Here is a 16,794-nt window from a genome sequence, read left to right as displayed (position 1 = left end):
AATTAAATTCATGAAGAAATTAACCACATTTGCCTTGTTGATGGTATCGGTTTTTGCGATGGCACAACAAGAAACAATAGATCAGAAAGTAAATGCTCTATTGAAAAAAATGACCATCGAAGAAAAAATAGGTCAGCTTAATCAATATACGGGAGATAATTCTGCAACAGGACCAATCACAATTAATCCGAACAAACAAGCCGAAATTAAATCCGGAATTGTAGGATCTATGTTAAATATTGTGGGTACAAAATACACCAGACAATATCAGGAACTGGCAATGCAATCACGTCTTAAAATTCCGTTGTTGTTTGGTCAGGACGTTATTCACGGGTACAAAACTACTTTCCCGCTTCCGTTGGCCGAGGCTGCAAGTTGGGATTTACAAGCAATTGAATTAGCAGCAAGAGTTGCAGCGACAGAAGCTGCTGCAAGCGGAATTCACTGGACATTTGCACCCATGGTAGACATTAGCCGTGATCCTCGTTGGGGACGTGTTATGGAAGGTGCAGGAGAGGATACTTATCTGGGATCTAAAATTGCTTACGCGAGAGTAAAAGGTTTTCAGGGAAATAAACTGGGAGATTTAAACTCTGTTATGGCTTGTGTAAAACACTTTGCAGCTTATGGTGCAGCAGTGGGCGGAAGAGATTACAACTCAGTAGACATGAGTGAAAGAATGTTGTGGGAAACCTATTTACCGCCATTCAAAGCAGCTCTTGATGCAGGAGCAGCTACTTTTATGAATTCATTCAATGACCTTAACGGAATTCCTGCTACAGGAAATGCACATTTACAACGCGATATCTTAAAAGGAAAATGGAACTTTCAGGGATTCGTAGTTTCTGACTGGGGTTCAATTGGCGAAATGGTAGCACACGGATATTCGAAAGATCTTAAAGCCGCAGCACGTTCTGCAATTACTGCCGGAAGCGATATGGATATGGAAAGTAATGCTTACAGATATCATTTAGCCGATTTGGTTAAAGAAGGAAAAGTACCTGTTGAATTAATTGATGATGCAGTAAAAAGAATTCTTCGCAAGAAATTCGAATTAGGATTATTTGATGATCCGTACAAATATTCAGATCAAAAAAGAGCTGATAAAGCTTTGAACAATCCTGAACACAGAAAAGCAGCTCTTGATGTAGCTCAAAAAAGTATCGTTTTATTAAAAAATGAAAATGAAACTTTGCCACTTTCTAAAAACCTGAAAACGATAGCTTTTATCGGGCCAATGGTAAAAGAGTACAAAGAAAACATGGGATTCTGGTCTGTAGAATTACCTGAGGTTGATTATAATAAATGGATCGTTTCGCAATGGGATGGTTTACAAAATAAAGTAGGTAAAAATACCAAGTTGCTTTATGCCAAAGGCTGTGAAGTCGACGGAGACAACAAAGATGGTTTTGCAGAAGCTGTTGCCACTGCCAAACAAGCCGATGTTGTTATTTTGAGTATAGGAGAAAGACGCGACATGAGCGGTGAAGCAAAAAGCCGAAGCGATATTCATTTGCCAGGCGTTCAGGAAGATTTAGTAAAAGCAATTCAGGCTACCGGAAAACCGGTTGTAGTTTTGGTAAATGCAGGAAGACCTCTTATTTTTAACTGGACTGCAGATAACGTTCCTGCAATTGTATACACCTGGTGGTTAGGAACTGAGGCTGGAAATGCAATCGCTAATGTTTTGTTTGGAGATTATAATCCGTCTGGGAAATTGCCAATGACTTTCCCGAGAGAAGTAGGGCAGATTCCAATTTACTACAATCACTACAGTACAGGAAGACCAGCGAAAGACGAAGATTCGAAAAATTATGTTTCGGCTTATATCGATCTTAAAAACTCACCTAAATTTCCTTTTGGATATGGTTTGAGTTATACCAAATTCAATTATTCTGATTTGAAATTATCTTCGACTAAAATGAAAAATAATGAAACCATTAAAGTTTCATTTCAATTATCGAATGTAGGGAAAGTAGCCGGAGAAGAAGTAGTACAATTGTACTTAAAAGATAAATTTGGATCAGTTGTAAGACCTGTTTTAGAACTAAGAGATTTTCAAAAAGTAAAATTAAATGCAGGGGAATCTAAAACAATAGAATTTACAATCGACAAAGAGAAACTTTCTTTCTACAATGATAAATTAGAATTTGTTGCAGAACCGGGAGATTTCGAAGTAATGATTGGAGCTTCATCAGCAGATATCAAATTAAAATCTAATTTTGAATTGCTTTAAGAAATTCATTCACAAATAAAAAGGGCTTCATTTGAAGCCCTTTTTGTTATAATTATTTTACCAGTTTTTTGAAATTAAACTTCATCAAATTCATAAAACCTTGTTCTATGATGTCAATTCCCAGTCCAAAATTGCTGTCTGCAACCTCGTGATGCGCATTTCTGAATTCTTCAAAATCTGCCGGCGGAATTTCTAAATTCACCAATGGCGTAAAATCAATATTTATGGTAGCGCCATTTTTTGTGATTTTTTTACGGCTAGTATAATCAAAATACGGATTTTTAATCGTGCTTTCCTGCACCGTAAATTTCTCTTCTACATCTATTCTTTGATCCGTATAAAGATTGATTTCGTATTTTTCGTTGTCAAAATTATGCCAGAAAGCAATATCAGTATGCAAGAAGTCACGGGCATTATTTTTAATCACATTTCGATCAAAATACATTAAGAAACGATTCTTTTGTGCATCTGTATAATACGGATCTTCAACATTGGCCTTGTACTGGATAGTATATTCGTTCAGTTTTTTATCATCGCTCAACGTTTCAATTGTAGCGTCTTTGAATATATTTCGAACATCAGTTCCGTTTCGGTCATTGTTATAGTTCAAAGTATAAAAGAAGAAATTATTCCAGCTGTCAATGATTTCTCTTTTATTAGTATTTTTAAAATACTTGCGCATATAATTGGCGCGGTTTCCTTTGTAAGTTGTGGTTAACGAAAGCTGCCCAATATTATTTTGAACATTAAAATCAGCTTTTTCATTAATACCATAATAAGGGAATTTATGCGATTTTTTTATTTGTAAATCCTGATTTGGCTTTACCTCCAAATAATGCATGAAGTAAATAAAACCGCGATTTTCAATCAATCCAAATTCATCACGACTTGTAGCATCAATAAAATACGTTTCACCTTTATAATCGATTTTTACAATGACATGATTAAAAGTCAATAAAGATGGCAAGTAATATTTCAGGTAATGATCTGTATTAAAATTAACCAAAACCACAGACGAATCAACCTTGATATAATCTAAAATTACTTTTAGTAAAACACATTTTGCCTTACAATCTCCTTGTTTGTTTTGATACGTGATAGAAGGTTCCTGAGGTTTGTGACCGTTCATTTCATCTGCATTAAAAACATAGTAAACATGATTTTGCACATAGTCTATCGCAAACTGCAATTGTTCATCTTTGTTGGTAATGGCATCCAGTTTTTCGACCAGATTAGGAGCAAATTCCTGTAGAGAAGATTTAGCATAAACCTCTTCATATAAAGGAGAAATATAATTCGATAAGTCGATCCAGTTACTATCAGTAGCAAAATCGATAAAAGGAGCAATTTCACGATTGGTATCTACAAAATTGATGTAGTTTTCTTTTTCGATAGTAAATCTTTGACCTTTTTCTAAGTAGTTAATTTCCGGAGCCAATACATTTCCGTCTTCATCTCTAAAGAATGTTTTTTTGTAGGCAATTCTTTTCTTGCGATCATTGATGAAAGAAAAATTATAGCTTCCGTAAGCCCAATAAGTACTTGGACTAACCCAAACAAACTTAGAAAATTCTTTGCGTAAAAAGTCACGTTCTGTAAAGACTTTTATCCTTGAATCTTCCATGATCAGAACATCATAAAGGCGTAAATCTTTTATGGTAATATTAATTTTTTTATTGCTGCTTAAAACACCCCCGTCACTTTGGTTTTCGCTGTCCAGTACTTTAATTTTTGTGTCAGGTATTTTATCTACCAAAACTCCTTCTCTTAAAACGCTAATTCTGTGTATAATGTAAGTTTCGTTTTCTTCGACTACAACATCCATTACCGAGGCATTTTCAAGATTAGCAGGTTCGTTCAGCGTATAAGCTACACAAGCATATTCACTATTTTCCTCATCACTGGTATAATAAATTTTATCTAAAAAATAGCAATAATCACGTCCTTCATCTATTTGTTTACTTGCAAAATCTGATTCTTTAATGTATTCAATAAGTTGATTGTCATTAATATTAGTAGCCCATTCTGCTGGCTTTTGAATTTTGTAATTCTCTGATTGAATAAGATTTTCCATCGATGTGTTTTTAATATTTCTAATAATTAATATAAGTATAACTCCTTTTCGTGAAGTCACAAAAAGTGGGAATTTGAGAATACTTGACGATTGTTAAAATTAATTAATTTAATTTTTCTTAATAAAATTGCGTCATTTTATTGACATTGACAATTGAAATCGAAAAAAAATATCTTTTTTTATTACTACTAAACTTAAAATTAAAATAAAAAAAAGCCTCAGGGCAATGTAATATTATATTGTAGAGGACTTTGTAGAAATGAAAAAACCTCGCTTGTAGCAAGGTTCATGTTTATTAGATTATTCATCTTAAAAGCATCATATGTCAAAAAAGAATCTTCTCAATGTTTCAGGAATCAGGATTTATTTTAAAACAGTATTTATAAAATCCATAGCACCAATTCCTTTATAAGATGCAAATAATGCTTTGTCAAAAGCTTCGCGTTTTGCTTTTTTATTTTTTGCATCAGTTTCAACAATCATTTGGTTGAAGATTTTTTCCTGCTCTTCGCTATACTTTATAGAAGCTTCTAAAAGATCATTTTTTGATACTAATCCAAAAGAAGAATAGATCTTCTTCATAAATTTTTTGTTGAGTTTTTCTAAATCAGGAATGCTCATATTCTAATCATTAATGGTTCTATACTTAAATAGATTTTGTATTGTGACTTGCTGTGAAAATTACAATATTAAAACTGATAATTAATAAGTTATAACTTTTTTTAGGCATTTATTAGTTGAAAAAACAACAAAATAAATGTGTAATGTGTTATTATGACGCAATGTACTTATTTTTTTAATTTGTTGTTTGTTTTTAATTAAAAAATTGTGATTTTAACACTTCTTTCCGGCGACAGTTTTTTTCAGATTTATTAAGGCTGAATTGGATAAAAATGTTTCGGTTTTATAAAAATGATTTAAATTGCAGAGCCAATCTAAAACGAAAGTTGTAATTAATAAAAGTTAAATGTTAAAAGACATTATAGAAAATAATCAAAATTATCAACCCGGACTTTCGATAGATTGTGTGATTTTTGGTTTTCATGACAATCAGCTTAAAGTTTTATTGATTAAGATTCCGCATAGCAATAAGTGGTCATTACCTGGCGGTTTTATCCCAATCGATCAGGATATAGATACCGCAGCGGTGACTGTTTTAAATGAAAGAACCGGAGTAGAAGGTATATTTTTGAGACAATTTGCCACTTTTGGAAAAATAAAACGCAACGATCAGCATTTTAGCAAAGAAGTTTTAGAATATTTAAAGATCGAAGAAGCAAAAGGAAAATGGCTCACGCAGCGTTTTGTTACAATTGGCTATTACGCTCTTGTCGATTTTTTAAAAACGATTCCAAAATCTGTCAATAAAGAAGAAATTATAGAATGGATTGACCATAAAGAAGTGCCTGAACTTATTTTAGATCATGCAGCAATTCTCGATAAAGCATTAAATACGCTTAGAATCGAATTGAACCTAATGCCGGTAGGGTACAATTTATTGCCCGAAAAATTCACAATTCCAGAGCTGCAAAAATTATATGAAACCATTTTGGATAAAAAACTGGACAGAAGGAACTTTCTACGTAAAATAAACAACATGGGAATCCTTAATAAACTCGACGAAAAGAAAAGTAACGTAGCACACAAAGCGCCAAACCTTTATACTTTTGATAAAGATAAATACGAAGAAGTCCTTAAAAACGGATTGAATCAGGGTTGGTAAAAAAAACACGAATTTTTTTTTACCATTAAGACATTAAGATTCATTAAGTCTAAAAGCTTAATTTTCCTTAATCTCTTAAGGGTTCAATTAATTTTTATTGTGAAACAATAGTTCTAAACGTCAAATTTATACGAGGTTTTGATGTTGTTTTGGTTGGCGGCAATCGATGCAGCCAATGGGTTTGTGTCTCGTCTTTCATAACTAATAAACTGCCGTGCTCTAAGATTAACGAAACCGTTTCTTTTGTTTCTTTATGTTTGAAAGCAAACTTTCTTTCAGCACCAAAACTTACCGAACCAATAGCGCCATTCTTTTTCAAATCCTTTTCGGCATCGCTGTGCCACGCCATTCCTTCATCGCCGGAATGATATAAATTCAATAAACAAGAGTTGAAAGTTTCTCCTGTTTCCTGTTCAATAATAGCTTTTAATTCCAATAGTTCCTGTGTCCACGGAAGTGCTTTTTTAGTGGTATTCGAATAGGTATATTCAAACCCGGAATCTCCGTACCAGGCAACTTTTCGCTTCGTAAGAATTAATTTCCCGAAGATAATGGCTTCATCATTTTTCCATTCGATGGTATTCAAAAGGACATCCAAATAGTGATTAGATGCTTCTCTCGAAAATAATTTGCCATAATAATTTACGGTTCCGTTTTTAGGAAGTAAGTTAGTCGTTTCGTCAGTTTCGGGATTAAATAAGTCCATTTTTCCAGTTTTGATATTCGGTTTTCATGCAATGTCCGCAAGGTCTGAATCCATTTTGACTGGCGTCATTTTCAGATAAAAAGAAAACCCGGTTTTCTCGTTTCATTCTTTTTCCTGACGAACATTTTAAAGTGCCGTAGATTTTTAGTTTTCGGTTTCCTCCAAAGCAAATTTCCGTATTTTTAATTTTATTCCGGAGATCTGAATCAGAAATTTTGTCGTGTTGTACCATTTTTCTGGAGATATTTTTTATCGTAGAGACGCACTGCATTGCGTCTAACAGGTTGTGTGAATTTTTGCCACAGATTAGAGGATTAAAATGATTTTAAGATCTGCTAGATCTGCGTGAAAATTTATCGTGTTGAATTATATATAACCATTTTTTATTGTACAGACGCACTGCAGTGTGTCTAACATTTTGCAGTTTTTTCGCCACGAATTCACAAATAACACTAATTCTATTCGCATAGATTTTAAAACTAATTCGTGAATTCGTGGCGAAAAAAAATATTCACGAAAGGGCATCATGAAAAATAATTCCCAATGTATGTCGTTCACCGAAATGAATTTCGCTAACACCATGTTTCATATTTACACGATAATATCCTTTTGTACCTTTTACGGGTCTGAAATTAGTCGTAAAAATCAATACATCACCTTTCTTAGGTTTTAAAACAATTACTTTCGATTGCGCTCTGGGAGTTTGTTGGGTTAAAACAAATTCACCGCCGGTAAAATCTTCATTGGGTTTATTGAGGAAAAGCACAATCTGAATAGGGAAATAAACATCACCATACAAATCCTGATGTAAGGTATTAAAACCACTTTTACCATATTTTAAAATCAAAACAGTTGCTTTAAGTTGATTATTGGCGTGACATTGTTCCAGTAATTTTTCATGCGTTTCAGGAAAAATGGTGTTTATATTCAATGCTTTCATCCAGGCATTTGCAATTGGTGCGAGTTTAGGATAAATAGATGTCCGAATCGTTTGAATCAAGTCCGGCAATGGATAATTAAAATATTTGTATTCGCCCAAACCAAATCGATAACGTTCCATAACGACCGTTTTTCGGTATAAAGCTGGATTGTCATAATCGAATTTTAAATCTTCGCATTGTTCGTTATCGAGTACATTTGGAATAATGGCGAACCCATTTTCGTGCATAGATTCGGTGATGCTTTCCCAATTAAGGGAAGCAATTTTTGATTGTATATTTTGCATAATAATTTGAGATGAAGTAAAGTTTCCAGTGATGATTAGTCATTGGAATTTGGAATTTTGAAAATTGCGATTTTACAATTATTATGGATTTACCTTGGCGCCTTCCCAACCAACAATAGCGGTTTTACGGGTATTCCCCCACATATAACCACCAAAGCTTCCTGAGGATTGAATCACACGATGACACGGAATTAAAAAGGCAACAGGATTACTGCCAATCGCAGTTCCTACAGCTCTTGAAGCATTTGGTTTCTCAATTTGTTGTGCAATCGTTCCATAAGTAGAAAGTTGTCCCATCGGGATTTTTAGCAGCGTTTCCCAGACTTTCAATTGAAAATCGGTTCCTTTTAAATGCAGCTTGATTTCAGATAATTTACTCCAGTCGTTTTGAAAAATAAACAAAGCATTTTGTTGCGACAAATCCAGTTTTCGGGAGAATGCTGCATTTGGGAATTTGTGTTTTAAATTTTCGAATCCGGTTTGTTCATCTTCTGCGAAAGCCATAAAACAAACACCTTTATTGGTCGAAGCAACAATGATATTCCCAAACGGACTTTCGGCAAAACTGAAGTTGATTTCTAAGTTTTTACCGCCATTTTTGTATTCGGCAGGAGTCATTCCTTCGATGTTGACAAACAAATCATGCAAACGGCTGGTTCCTGATAATCCGGTATCAAAAGCAGCATCAGATAAAGTGACTTTATTATTTTCTTTCAGGATTTTCTTGGCGTGCTCAACACTAATATATTGCAAAAACTTTTTTGGACTTGTTCCTGCCCATTCGGTAAACAAGCGTTGAAAGTGAAACGGACTTAAATGCACTTTTTCGGCAACCTCATCTAAGTTAGGCTGATCCTTAAAGTTGACTTTGATATAATCGATCGCATCGGCAATTCGATTATAATTGATGTTTTCCTGTGTGTTCATTTTCGTTCAATTTTATAATGCAAATATCGATTGGTTTTTGCGGGTATAAAATCCGAAACTTGCGGTGTTTTTGTTTTTATTGTTTAAAGTTTCAGGTTCTGTAGCAACCTGAAACCTGAAACAATTATTTTGTTACTTCAAACTTTTCTCCATTTTGTAATTGATAAGCTCAACACCTAATCGGATATTTTTTTGTTTGGTTTTTACGATAAATCCCTTTTTCTCAAAAAATGGTTTTGCAGTAATGCTTACGTCGGCTGTGATGATTTCTGAGTTTTCCTTTTTAGCTTCATTTTCTAATTGATTGAATACTTTATCGGCAATTCCTTGTCGTTGGAAATCTTTATGAACACAGAAAAAGTCGATGTAATTGCCATCTTTTAGCGTCCCGTAACCTACAATTTTATCATCAATAAGAGCCAATAAAACAAATTGCGCATGAATAACTTTTAGCCAGCGTTCTACATTGTTTAATCCGGAAACCCAAGCATCAATCTCTAAAGGGCTGTAATCGTTTTTGCAAACCCATTTTATGGTTTCGATATACATTTCCTGCATTTCTGTCAAATCTGAAATTGTAGCTTTTTTGAAATCCATTGTTTTATTTTTAAAATGACTAAGTTGAAAATTGATAAAAAAGGTATCATTTTTTTAAGAACTGAAGCAACCTGAAACCTGAAACTTGAAACAATTTATTATTATAGATTTAATGCGCCGTAGTTTTAGAAAAAACATTTATAACCACAACACCAACCATAATCAATGCCAATCCTATAATGGCAGGTAAATCCGGGATTTGCTTAAAGAAAACTGCTCCAATAATAGTAATCAGGACAATCCCAACTCCGGACCAAATAGCATACGCAATACCAACCGGGATGGTTCTAATAGCAAAACTTAAAAAGTAGAATGCAGCAAAATACCCTACAATTGTTATGATACTTGGAATAATCTGTGTAAACTGCTCTGATTTTTTTAAAGCAGAAGTGGCAATGATCTCAAATATAATAGCGATTCCTAAAAAGAAGAAGTTTTTCATAGCACGTTTTTCACAAAGTTAACCTTTGTGTTGATGTGAAAAGAGGAATAGGTAAGATAATATACTTTTTACGGATTAATTCGAGTTTAAATTATGGCAATTCAATGTCCATTAGTTTAAAAAGAACTTTTTTGGTTGATTTATCTGTCTCGATATTAATTACCAATTTCCAGTTTGTATTTGGTTTTTCGTCAAAATAGTAAGTAAACAAGTTATTGTTGCTCATACTGCCATTTCGTTCTATTTTCTTGCCGGTTGCGTCTTCAAAAAATAAATCGACAAATTTAGCTTTATCGCCATTTACATAAAAGTAAACTTTATTAGAGTCATCAGTCTCGTCAGAGCTAAAAAGGCCGTCGAAAGCACCTACCAAGCCTTCGGCAAGCTGTCTTGCAGCTTCGGGTAGTTTTTTAAGCTCTTCTGCTTTTTTGTCTTTATTCTCTTTGACATATTTTGCGTAAGATTCTTTTGTCAGATAAAGGATTTGAATGTCGGATTTGCCAGGTACAAGATTTACATTGGTTTTACTCTGATAATTAGCAATTTTAATTTCACTCCCATTTGCTACATTAGGATTGTATAGACTTACTTCTCCGCTCAGTTCTTTAATGGTTTTTGCTTTTCGGGATGGAACTTTGGTTTCCAGTTTGATTTTAGCGGTCTGATCTATTTTAATATAATCGGAATTAGTCCTGTCTTCATTGATCAGGTCAAGTCCCTGGTCATCGATTGCCTTAGTGATTTTACTGATTTTAACAAATTTGTATTTTCGAATTTCATCTCCCCATATTTTGAGTTCAATTTCGCATTCGTTGTAAAACGAATTCTCTGATGTGGATCTTTTTTCATTTATTTCACTAACGGATATTTTTTGAGAGAAAGTGACAGAAGTAAGAAGAAGGAATAAACTTGTGATGAGTAATTTTACATTCATTTTTAAGGTCTAAATTAGTAAGGTTTTGATTGTTTGTTTTTATATTTTTTTGCTAATGTATGATCTGTTTGATAAACTGTATTAGGACGTTTATTTATTGAAATCATAAGGGTAATTTATTTCCTTTAAATCTTCTTCTAATAATCCCCAATCTTCGATTTCGTCAACAATAGATAAAACCATTTCTTTGGTTAATATCTTGCCTTGATAAATTTCGGTTACTGTTTTTAATGGTATTCCGGTTTCTTTATAAGAATCTTCAAAATATTCGCTTGCCCAGTCAATGTAAGTCTGAGGATTTCCGTCAAAAATAGCGAGTAATTCAGCTGAATTGTCATTATAATCTTCAATCATTCCTACTTGCCAATTTCCGGTTTCATTTGTCCATAAACAAAATGTAGTTCCGAGAGAGGCGACGGGTTCCCCAAATATAAATTCATTATAAATTTCAGGTAAATTTTTAGTCAGATCACTTTTTTTGTTATGCTGAAATTCGTGTGCAAAACCATTTATTACACAATGATTTTCAAGAAAAAGAATGTTCATTAAATCGCCGGATCCATCTCTCATTTCGCAAAATTCTTCGCCTTCTCCCCATTTAGAATTATACGAATAATATCGATATTCCCATTCCTGGCAAATAATAGCATCCAAAACCGAGATTACTTTACAGATATTTTGTAATGCATTTTTATGGGGTAATAATGTAAAGTTTTTTGTAGAAATCATGTTTATTTATCTTAGATGAATCTCTGTTTCCTTGTTTTTTGCCTCATCAAAACAATCAGCACATAATATTTTAAAATCGGCATTAGTTTGAAAAACGTCTGTCCATTCTTCACCGTTATCCAGCAGCCATTGTTCACATGCTCCGCACCAGGCAATTTGTGGGAGATCTTCTTCGGCTTCAGAATAGAAGAAACCTACTTTTTCTTTTTGGTCTATTGCCATTGAAATATGAATACAGGAGAAAGACATGTCTTTTGTGCCGTGCGTTTCGCATACAACTTTTTCGATCATAGTGCTATTTTTTCTTGTCTTGCTTTTCTTTTTGTTTTTTCGCCTTTTCCTCTTCCTTTACTCTTTTTTCTTCTTCTTTGGCCTTTTTTTCTTCTTCGTGCTTTTTCTCTAATTCTTCTTTTTTGATTTTATCAGCTTGTATCTGGTTTTGTAAATCTTGAATTTTAGTCGAACTCTTTTCGATATCTGTTTTCGATTTGCTTATTTTTTCTTCAGACTTGGCGATTTCTTTTTTAGACTTTTCGATATCTTTTAGAATGTCAGAATTATTGCTTTTCTCGGAGTTGATTTCAAGAGTTTTTAGTGCGTCGTTTTTTGTCTTTAAATCGGCTTCTCTTTGTTTTGATTTTTCCTGAAGTTTTTTAAGTTTTTTTTCTTCTTTGGCTAGTTTGGTTTCTTTTGTTTCGATGTTGTTCATCATGCTTGCCATAGCACGTTGTTGCTGTTGTTGCTGCAGAAACATTTGGTTTTGCTGTCTCACCATTGCGTTCGAAGCCTGCATTTGTCTTTGCATACTAGATTGGGCATTGGTAAAAAAAGGCAACAATATTATTAGGATTAAAAAAAGGCGTGTTCTCATAATTAGGTTTTAGATATTGGGGATTTGAAGTTCAAATGTAAAGTTTAAATTTAAAAACCGTCTAAAATATCTGATTAAATTAATGTTCTTGGTTTACGTGAGCGGGAGGGGATCGCAGTGAGCTACCGAAGTAGCACGGATAGCCTGACACCATCCTGATAAGAGGGCGTATACACGTACAGTATTTTGGCGCTCTTATCAGGATGGTGGCACGCCCTGATAATTATTTTTGATTTTCTGATTTTAGATTGAAGAATCGTAAATGTCTAATTTACTGTTGCTATGGATTGAATGATAATCCGACACTAAAAAACAATCTCACTTTGTCGATATTATTGATCCAGGAAGTATCAAAATGAATAGGGCCTAAAATGGATTGATAAGAAATAGCGGCTCCTCCGGATATTACAAGGCTAGGGTCGAAGCCATCATCCCAATTTCCTTTTGGACTAAAGGCTTTGTTAATGTATTTATCAAAAGATTCAAACCCAACAGTAGAGATATTAAAATGGGGAGTTAAATAGATTTTTCCCATAAGGTTTATTTGAGAAGCTAGTTTTAAGCCCATATATTGTGAAACATTCAGTTCGTCTTCGTGTAGGCCGGGAAATGAAAAACGATTACTACCGGAACTGGGTATATTTCCTCCTAAGAAATATTTTGAAGCATAACCAAAATCCGAAAATGGGATTTGGCTGTCTTTGAGTTTATCCTCAAAAATAAAATAAGAATCAAACCCAATGATTCCGGTAATTTTCTTTTTTAAGAGGGTTCTCTTTTCAAAGCTGAAACCAAATTTTGTATAACCATTGGTTGCACCGGATATACTTGTTCGATCCGGGGCGTTAAAAGAGGTGTAGACATCTGATAACAATGATCGGGTTACATTTGCTTTTATAATTTTTCCGTTTTCAGCAAAGAAAACTTTATCCATATCATTGTAGGAATAATGCATGTTGAGTTCGATGCTGTTTAAGGAATAATTCGTGATATCGATGGAATTTGGATTGTATTCTCTGTCGTATTTTGGTTTTAAATTGGCGTATTGATAATTTAAACCATAGCCAAAATAACTTTTTAGTGAATTTAAATTTCTGTTGATCTCATTACTGAATTCTACAGCATTATAAAGTACATTATCTGAAGCTTTGCCGTTAAAATAAATCTCTTGCCTTAAAAAAGCTCCATAAAGTTCAGATGACCACCACCAGTCTCGGTTTTTTCCAAAATTTTTCTGATAATTGATTCGTGCTTTTGGCTGTTCTGCAATATCGACTGTTAAAAGAAGCCGGGATGCTCTGGCAAGAACATTTCTGGCAGTGTAATTAAAAATGATTCCAACGCCCCGGTAAGTGTCATAATGTACTGATGTGTTCAGTTGGTTTTTGGCACGTTCATGTCCAAATATCGTTACTCCTAGTTTATTGTCATCTTTGATAAAATAGCTGTATGTAATTTCATCAAAAAGATTCGTGCCCATTGCGCGGTTGATACCTGCTATTAAATCTTTGGTGGTATATTTTACATGTGTTTTAAGATTTATTCTTCCTAATACCAGCGCAAGGTTTTCAGGACTGATTTTTTTGTACACAATAGTGTCAAGAATAAATTCTGCGGGTATGTTTGGTAATTCGTGAGTTCGTTGTGTGTATGCTTTTAGTTTTTCTGATAATACAATCAAGGCGGGAAGATTTTCGTTTGTGGCAATTTTCCCGTCTTTATAGATTTCTTCGCTATCTGCAAAATCAGCAGTAGAAAAACGTAAGTTAGGCAGGTGATCTACTAAGATATTGCAAAGTTTTCGGTTTGCCGGATTCTTAATATTACTTGGGAACATACTGGTTTGAGTCAATATAGTTATAAGATTGTTCAGTTTGGCTATTGGTTCCAATCCGCCACCCACATCACTGCCAATAATAAAGTCGGCACCCATTTCTTTGGCGACATCTGTGGGAAAATTATTCAGTACCCCTCCGTCGACTAATACCGTTTTTTCGTATGTCATAGGCTTAAAAATACCTGGCAATGACATACTCGCTCTCATGGCATAAGCAAGATTGCCTTTGCTTAAAATAACCTCTTTTCCTTCGGCCAAATCAGTAGCCATGGCTCTAAACGGTATTGGCAGGCTGTCAAAATCTTTAATATTATATACCGGATAGGTTAATTCTGCGAGATATTCTCTTAAGTTTTGATCATTTAAAAGGGAGCCAACGCTGTTTAGTTTTTTATCTTTAATTCCTATTCCCACTAAATATCTCTGGAATTCTCTTTTTTCCTCTACGCTTACAGATCGTAAGGACTGGCCTCCGCCAAATAGTTTATCCCAATTAATATCTTTGGTTAATTTCTCGATACTATCACCAGAATAGCCCATCGCATACAAACCTCCTATAATGCTGCCCATACTGTTCCCAACAATAAGATCAGGTACAATGTGCAAAGAATCTAGTTTTTGTAAAAGCGGAATATGTGCAATACCTTTTGCGCCACCACCACTTAAGACCAAAACGACTTTGGGTTTCTTTTCCTGAGAAAAAATAGTGTGCGGGAGGCTAAGTAAAAATAAGAAGACGAACAAATAAGATGTTTTTTTCAAGATTATAACATTTATGTATTTGATAAATAGATACTTATTTTATTTTTAAAATTAAGGACTTATTTTTTAAAAATATAATTTTTTGTAAGAAATGTGTTTAAGGATAAAAAACAATTTACTTATAAAGGAAAGGATTTTGAAATAAAAAACCCTCACATTTCTGCAAGGGTTCTAATATTTAGTAATTTCAAGAATCTAATCCCGAAGTTTCGGAACTAAAATCTAAAATCTATTTAGTATCTGTAGTACTCTGGTTTGAAAGGACCTTCAACCGGAACACCAATATAAGCAGCCTGATCGTCACGTAAAGTTTCCAATTCAACTCCTAATTTAGCAAGGTGCAAAGCAGCAACTTTTTCATCTAAATGTTTTGGTAACATATAAACGTCATTGTTGTAAGCAGCGCTGTTTTTCCATAATTCGATTTGAGCAAGAGTTTGGTTGGTAAATGAGTTACTCATCACAAAACTTGGGTGACCTGTAGCACAACCAAGGTTTACCAAACGACCTTCAGCAAGAATGATGATATCTTTTCCAGCGATAGTGTATTTGTCAACTTGTGGTTTGATTTCGATTTTCGATGCACCGTGGTTTTTGTTCAACCAAGCCATATCAATTTCGTTGTCAAAGTGACCAATGTTACAAACAACAGTTTTGTCTTTCATTTGTTCGAAGTGCTCTCCAAGAACGATATCTTTATTTCCTGTAGTTGTAATGATGATATCAGCAGTAGCAATTACAGTATTTAATTTTTTAACTTCGTAACCGTCCATTGCAGCTTGTAAAGCACAAATTGGATCGATTTCAGTAACCGTTACAATAGATCCGGCACCTCTAAAAGAAGCAGCAGTTCCTTTTCCAACATCACCGTATCCGCAAACAATAACTCTTTTTCCAGCCAACATTAAGTCAGTAGCACGACGTACAGCATCTACAGCAGATTCTTTACAACCGTATTTGTTATCAAATTTAGATTTAGTAACAGAGTCATTAATGTTGATTGCAGGCATTGGTAAAGTTCCGGCTTTTACTCTTTCGTAGAGTCTGTGGACTCCAGTTGTAGTTTCTTCAGATAATCCTTTGATTCCAGGAACCAATTCCGGGAAACGATCAATAACCATGTTAGTTAAATCTCCACCGTCATCAAGGATCATGTTCAAAGGTTTTCTGTCTTCGCCAAAGAATAAAGTTTGCTCAATACACCAGTCAAATGATTGCTCATCTAAACCTTTCCATGCATAAACCTGAATTCCTGCAGCAGCAATAGCAGCAGCAGCCTGATCCTGAGTAGAGAAAATGTTACAAGAAGACCATGTAACCTCTGCACCAAGAGCAATTAAAGTTTCGATTAAAACTGCAGTCTGGATCGTCATGTGTAAACATCCAGCGATACGAGCACCTGCAAGAGGTTGTTCGTCTTTATATTCAGCGCGAAGAGCCATTAAACCTGGCATTTCAGCTTCAGCCAATTCAATTTCTTTTCTTCCCCAAGCCGCTAGAGAGATGTCTTTTACTTTGAAAGCCACAAAAGGCGTAGTTGTAGTACTCATTATATAGTATATTTGTATATTGTAAAATTTTTGCAAATTTACGGAATAGGTTTTTAATTTTACCTACTTTCTATAAGATTTGTGAAATGTTTAATTTCTTAATCTTTTGAACTTTAGCTAAATAATTTACTTGTTGTAAGATGATTTTGAAAATAAGGAGCTATTTCCTGCTGTCCACTAT

Annotated in this window: 16 protein-coding genes; 2 read left to right on the top strand and 14 right to left on the bottom strand. The window is 34.1% G+C overall.

Translation table 11 applies throughout. From position 1 onward, the window contains the following. Positions 1–10: 10 nt before the first annotated feature. Complete coding sequence (locus tag GIY83_RS17030; protein WP_194616004.1) at positions 11–2,236, top strand: glycoside hydrolase family 3 N-terminal domain-containing protein; 2,226 nt, start codon at positions 11–13, stop codon at positions 2,234–2,236. 52 nt (positions 2,237–2,288) lie between these two features. On the opposite strand, the gene GIY83_RS17025 is transcribed toward GIY83_RS17030, so the two are convergent. Together GIY83_RS17025 and GIY83_RS17020 are read right to left on the bottom strand one after the other, a co-directional pair. Continuing rightward, positions 2,289–4,310, bottom strand: coding sequence for a DUF3857 domain-containing protein (locus GIY83_RS17025; RefSeq protein WP_208682603.1), 2,022 nt, complete (start codon positions 4,308–4,310; stop codon positions 2,289–2,291). A gap of 363 nt (positions 4,311–4,673) precedes the next feature. Further along, positions 4,674–4,892 (bottom strand): hypothetical protein, encoded by a 219-nt coding sequence (locus tag GIY83_RS17020; RefSeq protein ID WP_228520404.1) that lies wholly within the window; start codon positions 4,890–4,892, stop codon positions 4,674–4,676. A gap of 385 nt (positions 4,893–5,277) precedes the next feature. Between GIY83_RS17020 and GIY83_RS17015 the strand changes: the two genes are divergently transcribed. Beyond that, positions 5,278–6,033, top strand: a complete 756-nt coding sequence (locus GIY83_RS17015; protein ID WP_194616007.1) for an NUDIX domain-containing protein — start codon at positions 5,278–5,280, stop codon at positions 6,031–6,033. Positions 6,034–6,127: 94 nt separating this feature from the next. Here the strand turns inward: GIY83_RS17015 and GIY83_RS17010 are convergent, their stop codons facing one another. From GIY83_RS17010 to ahcY, 12 genes are all read right to left on the bottom strand, one after another. Continuing rightward, positions 6,128–6,739 (bottom strand): alpha-ketoglutarate-dependent dioxygenase AlkB, encoded by a 612-nt coding sequence (locus GIY83_RS17010; protein WP_208682601.1) that lies wholly within the window; start codon positions 6,737–6,739, stop codon positions 6,128–6,130. Continuing rightward, positions 6,726–6,971 carry an Ada metal-binding domain-containing protein gene (locus GIY83_RS17005; protein ID WP_194616009.1) on the bottom strand — a complete coding sequence of 82 codons (246 nt, stop codon included), beginning with the start codon at positions 6,969–6,971 and terminating at the stop codon, positions 6,726–6,728. Before GIY83_RS17005 ends, GIY83_RS17010 begins: the two co-directional genes overlap by 14 nt. A 279-nt stretch (positions 6,972–7,250) precedes the next feature. Further along, positions 7,251–7,964, bottom strand: a complete 714-nt coding sequence (locus GIY83_RS17000) for a 2OG-Fe(II) oxygenase (protein WP_194616010.1) — start codon at positions 7,962–7,964, stop codon at positions 7,251–7,253. 81 nt (positions 7,965–8,045) lie between these two features. Further along, entirely contained in the window at positions 8,046–8,891 is an 846-nt protein-coding gene (locus GIY83_RS16995; protein ID WP_194616011.1) for a methylated-DNA--[protein]-cysteine S-methyltransferase, read from the bottom strand. Between the two features lie 132 nt (positions 8,892–9,023). After that, on the bottom strand, positions 9,024–9,488 hold the full coding sequence (locus GIY83_RS16990; protein WP_194616012.1) for a GNAT family N-acetyltransferase: 465 nt from the start codon (positions 9,486–9,488) through the stop codon (positions 9,024–9,026). Between the two features lie 109 nt (positions 9,489–9,597). Further along, positions 9,598–9,930: a multidrug efflux SMR transporter gene (locus GIY83_RS16985; protein ID WP_194616013.1), complete on the bottom strand. Its 333-nt coding sequence runs from the start codon at positions 9,928–9,930 to the stop codon at positions 9,598–9,600. A gap of 91 nt (positions 9,931–10,021) precedes the next feature. After that, on the bottom strand, positions 10,022–10,864 hold the full coding sequence (locus GIY83_RS16980; RefSeq protein ID WP_194616014.1) for a hypothetical protein: 843 nt from the start codon (positions 10,862–10,864) through the stop codon (positions 10,022–10,024). 90 nt (positions 10,865–10,954) lie between these two features. Then, on the bottom strand, positions 10,955–11,593 hold the full coding sequence (locus GIY83_RS16975; RefSeq protein WP_194616015.1) for a hypothetical protein: 639 nt from the start codon (positions 11,591–11,593) through the stop codon (positions 10,955–10,957). A gap of 6 nt (positions 11,594–11,599) precedes the next feature. After that, entirely contained in the window at positions 11,600–11,884 is a 285-nt protein-coding gene (locus GIY83_RS16970; protein ID WP_194616016.1) for a hypothetical protein, read from the bottom strand. Between the two features lie 4 nt (positions 11,885–11,888). Continuing rightward, positions 11,889–12,464: a hypothetical protein gene (locus GIY83_RS16965; protein ID WP_194616017.1), complete on the bottom strand. Its 576-nt coding sequence runs from the start codon at positions 12,462–12,464 to the stop codon at positions 11,889–11,891. 280 nt (positions 12,465–12,744) lie between these two features. Then, the gene (locus GIY83_RS16960; protein WP_194616018.1) at positions 12,745–15,063 is read right to left on the bottom strand and encodes a patatin-like phospholipase family protein; all 2,319 of its coding nucleotides are present in this window, start codon (positions 15,061–15,063) and stop codon (positions 12,745–12,747) included. A 233-nt stretch (positions 15,064–15,296) separates the two neighbouring features. Next, the gene (gene ahcY, locus GIY83_RS16955) at positions 15,297–16,613 is read right to left on the bottom strand and encodes an adenosylhomocysteinase (RefSeq protein ID WP_065448069.1); all 1,317 of its coding nucleotides are present in this window, start codon (positions 16,611–16,613) and stop codon (positions 15,297–15,299) included. Between the last annotated feature and the right edge of the window lie 181 nt (positions 16,614–16,794).

This window comes from Flavobacterium sp. SLB02, from assembly GCF_009664855.1.
Classification (GTDB): Bacteria; Bacteroidota; Bacteroidia; order Flavobacteriales; family Flavobacteriaceae; genus Flavobacterium.
This window is presented reverse-complemented; position numbering and strand designations above follow the sequence as displayed.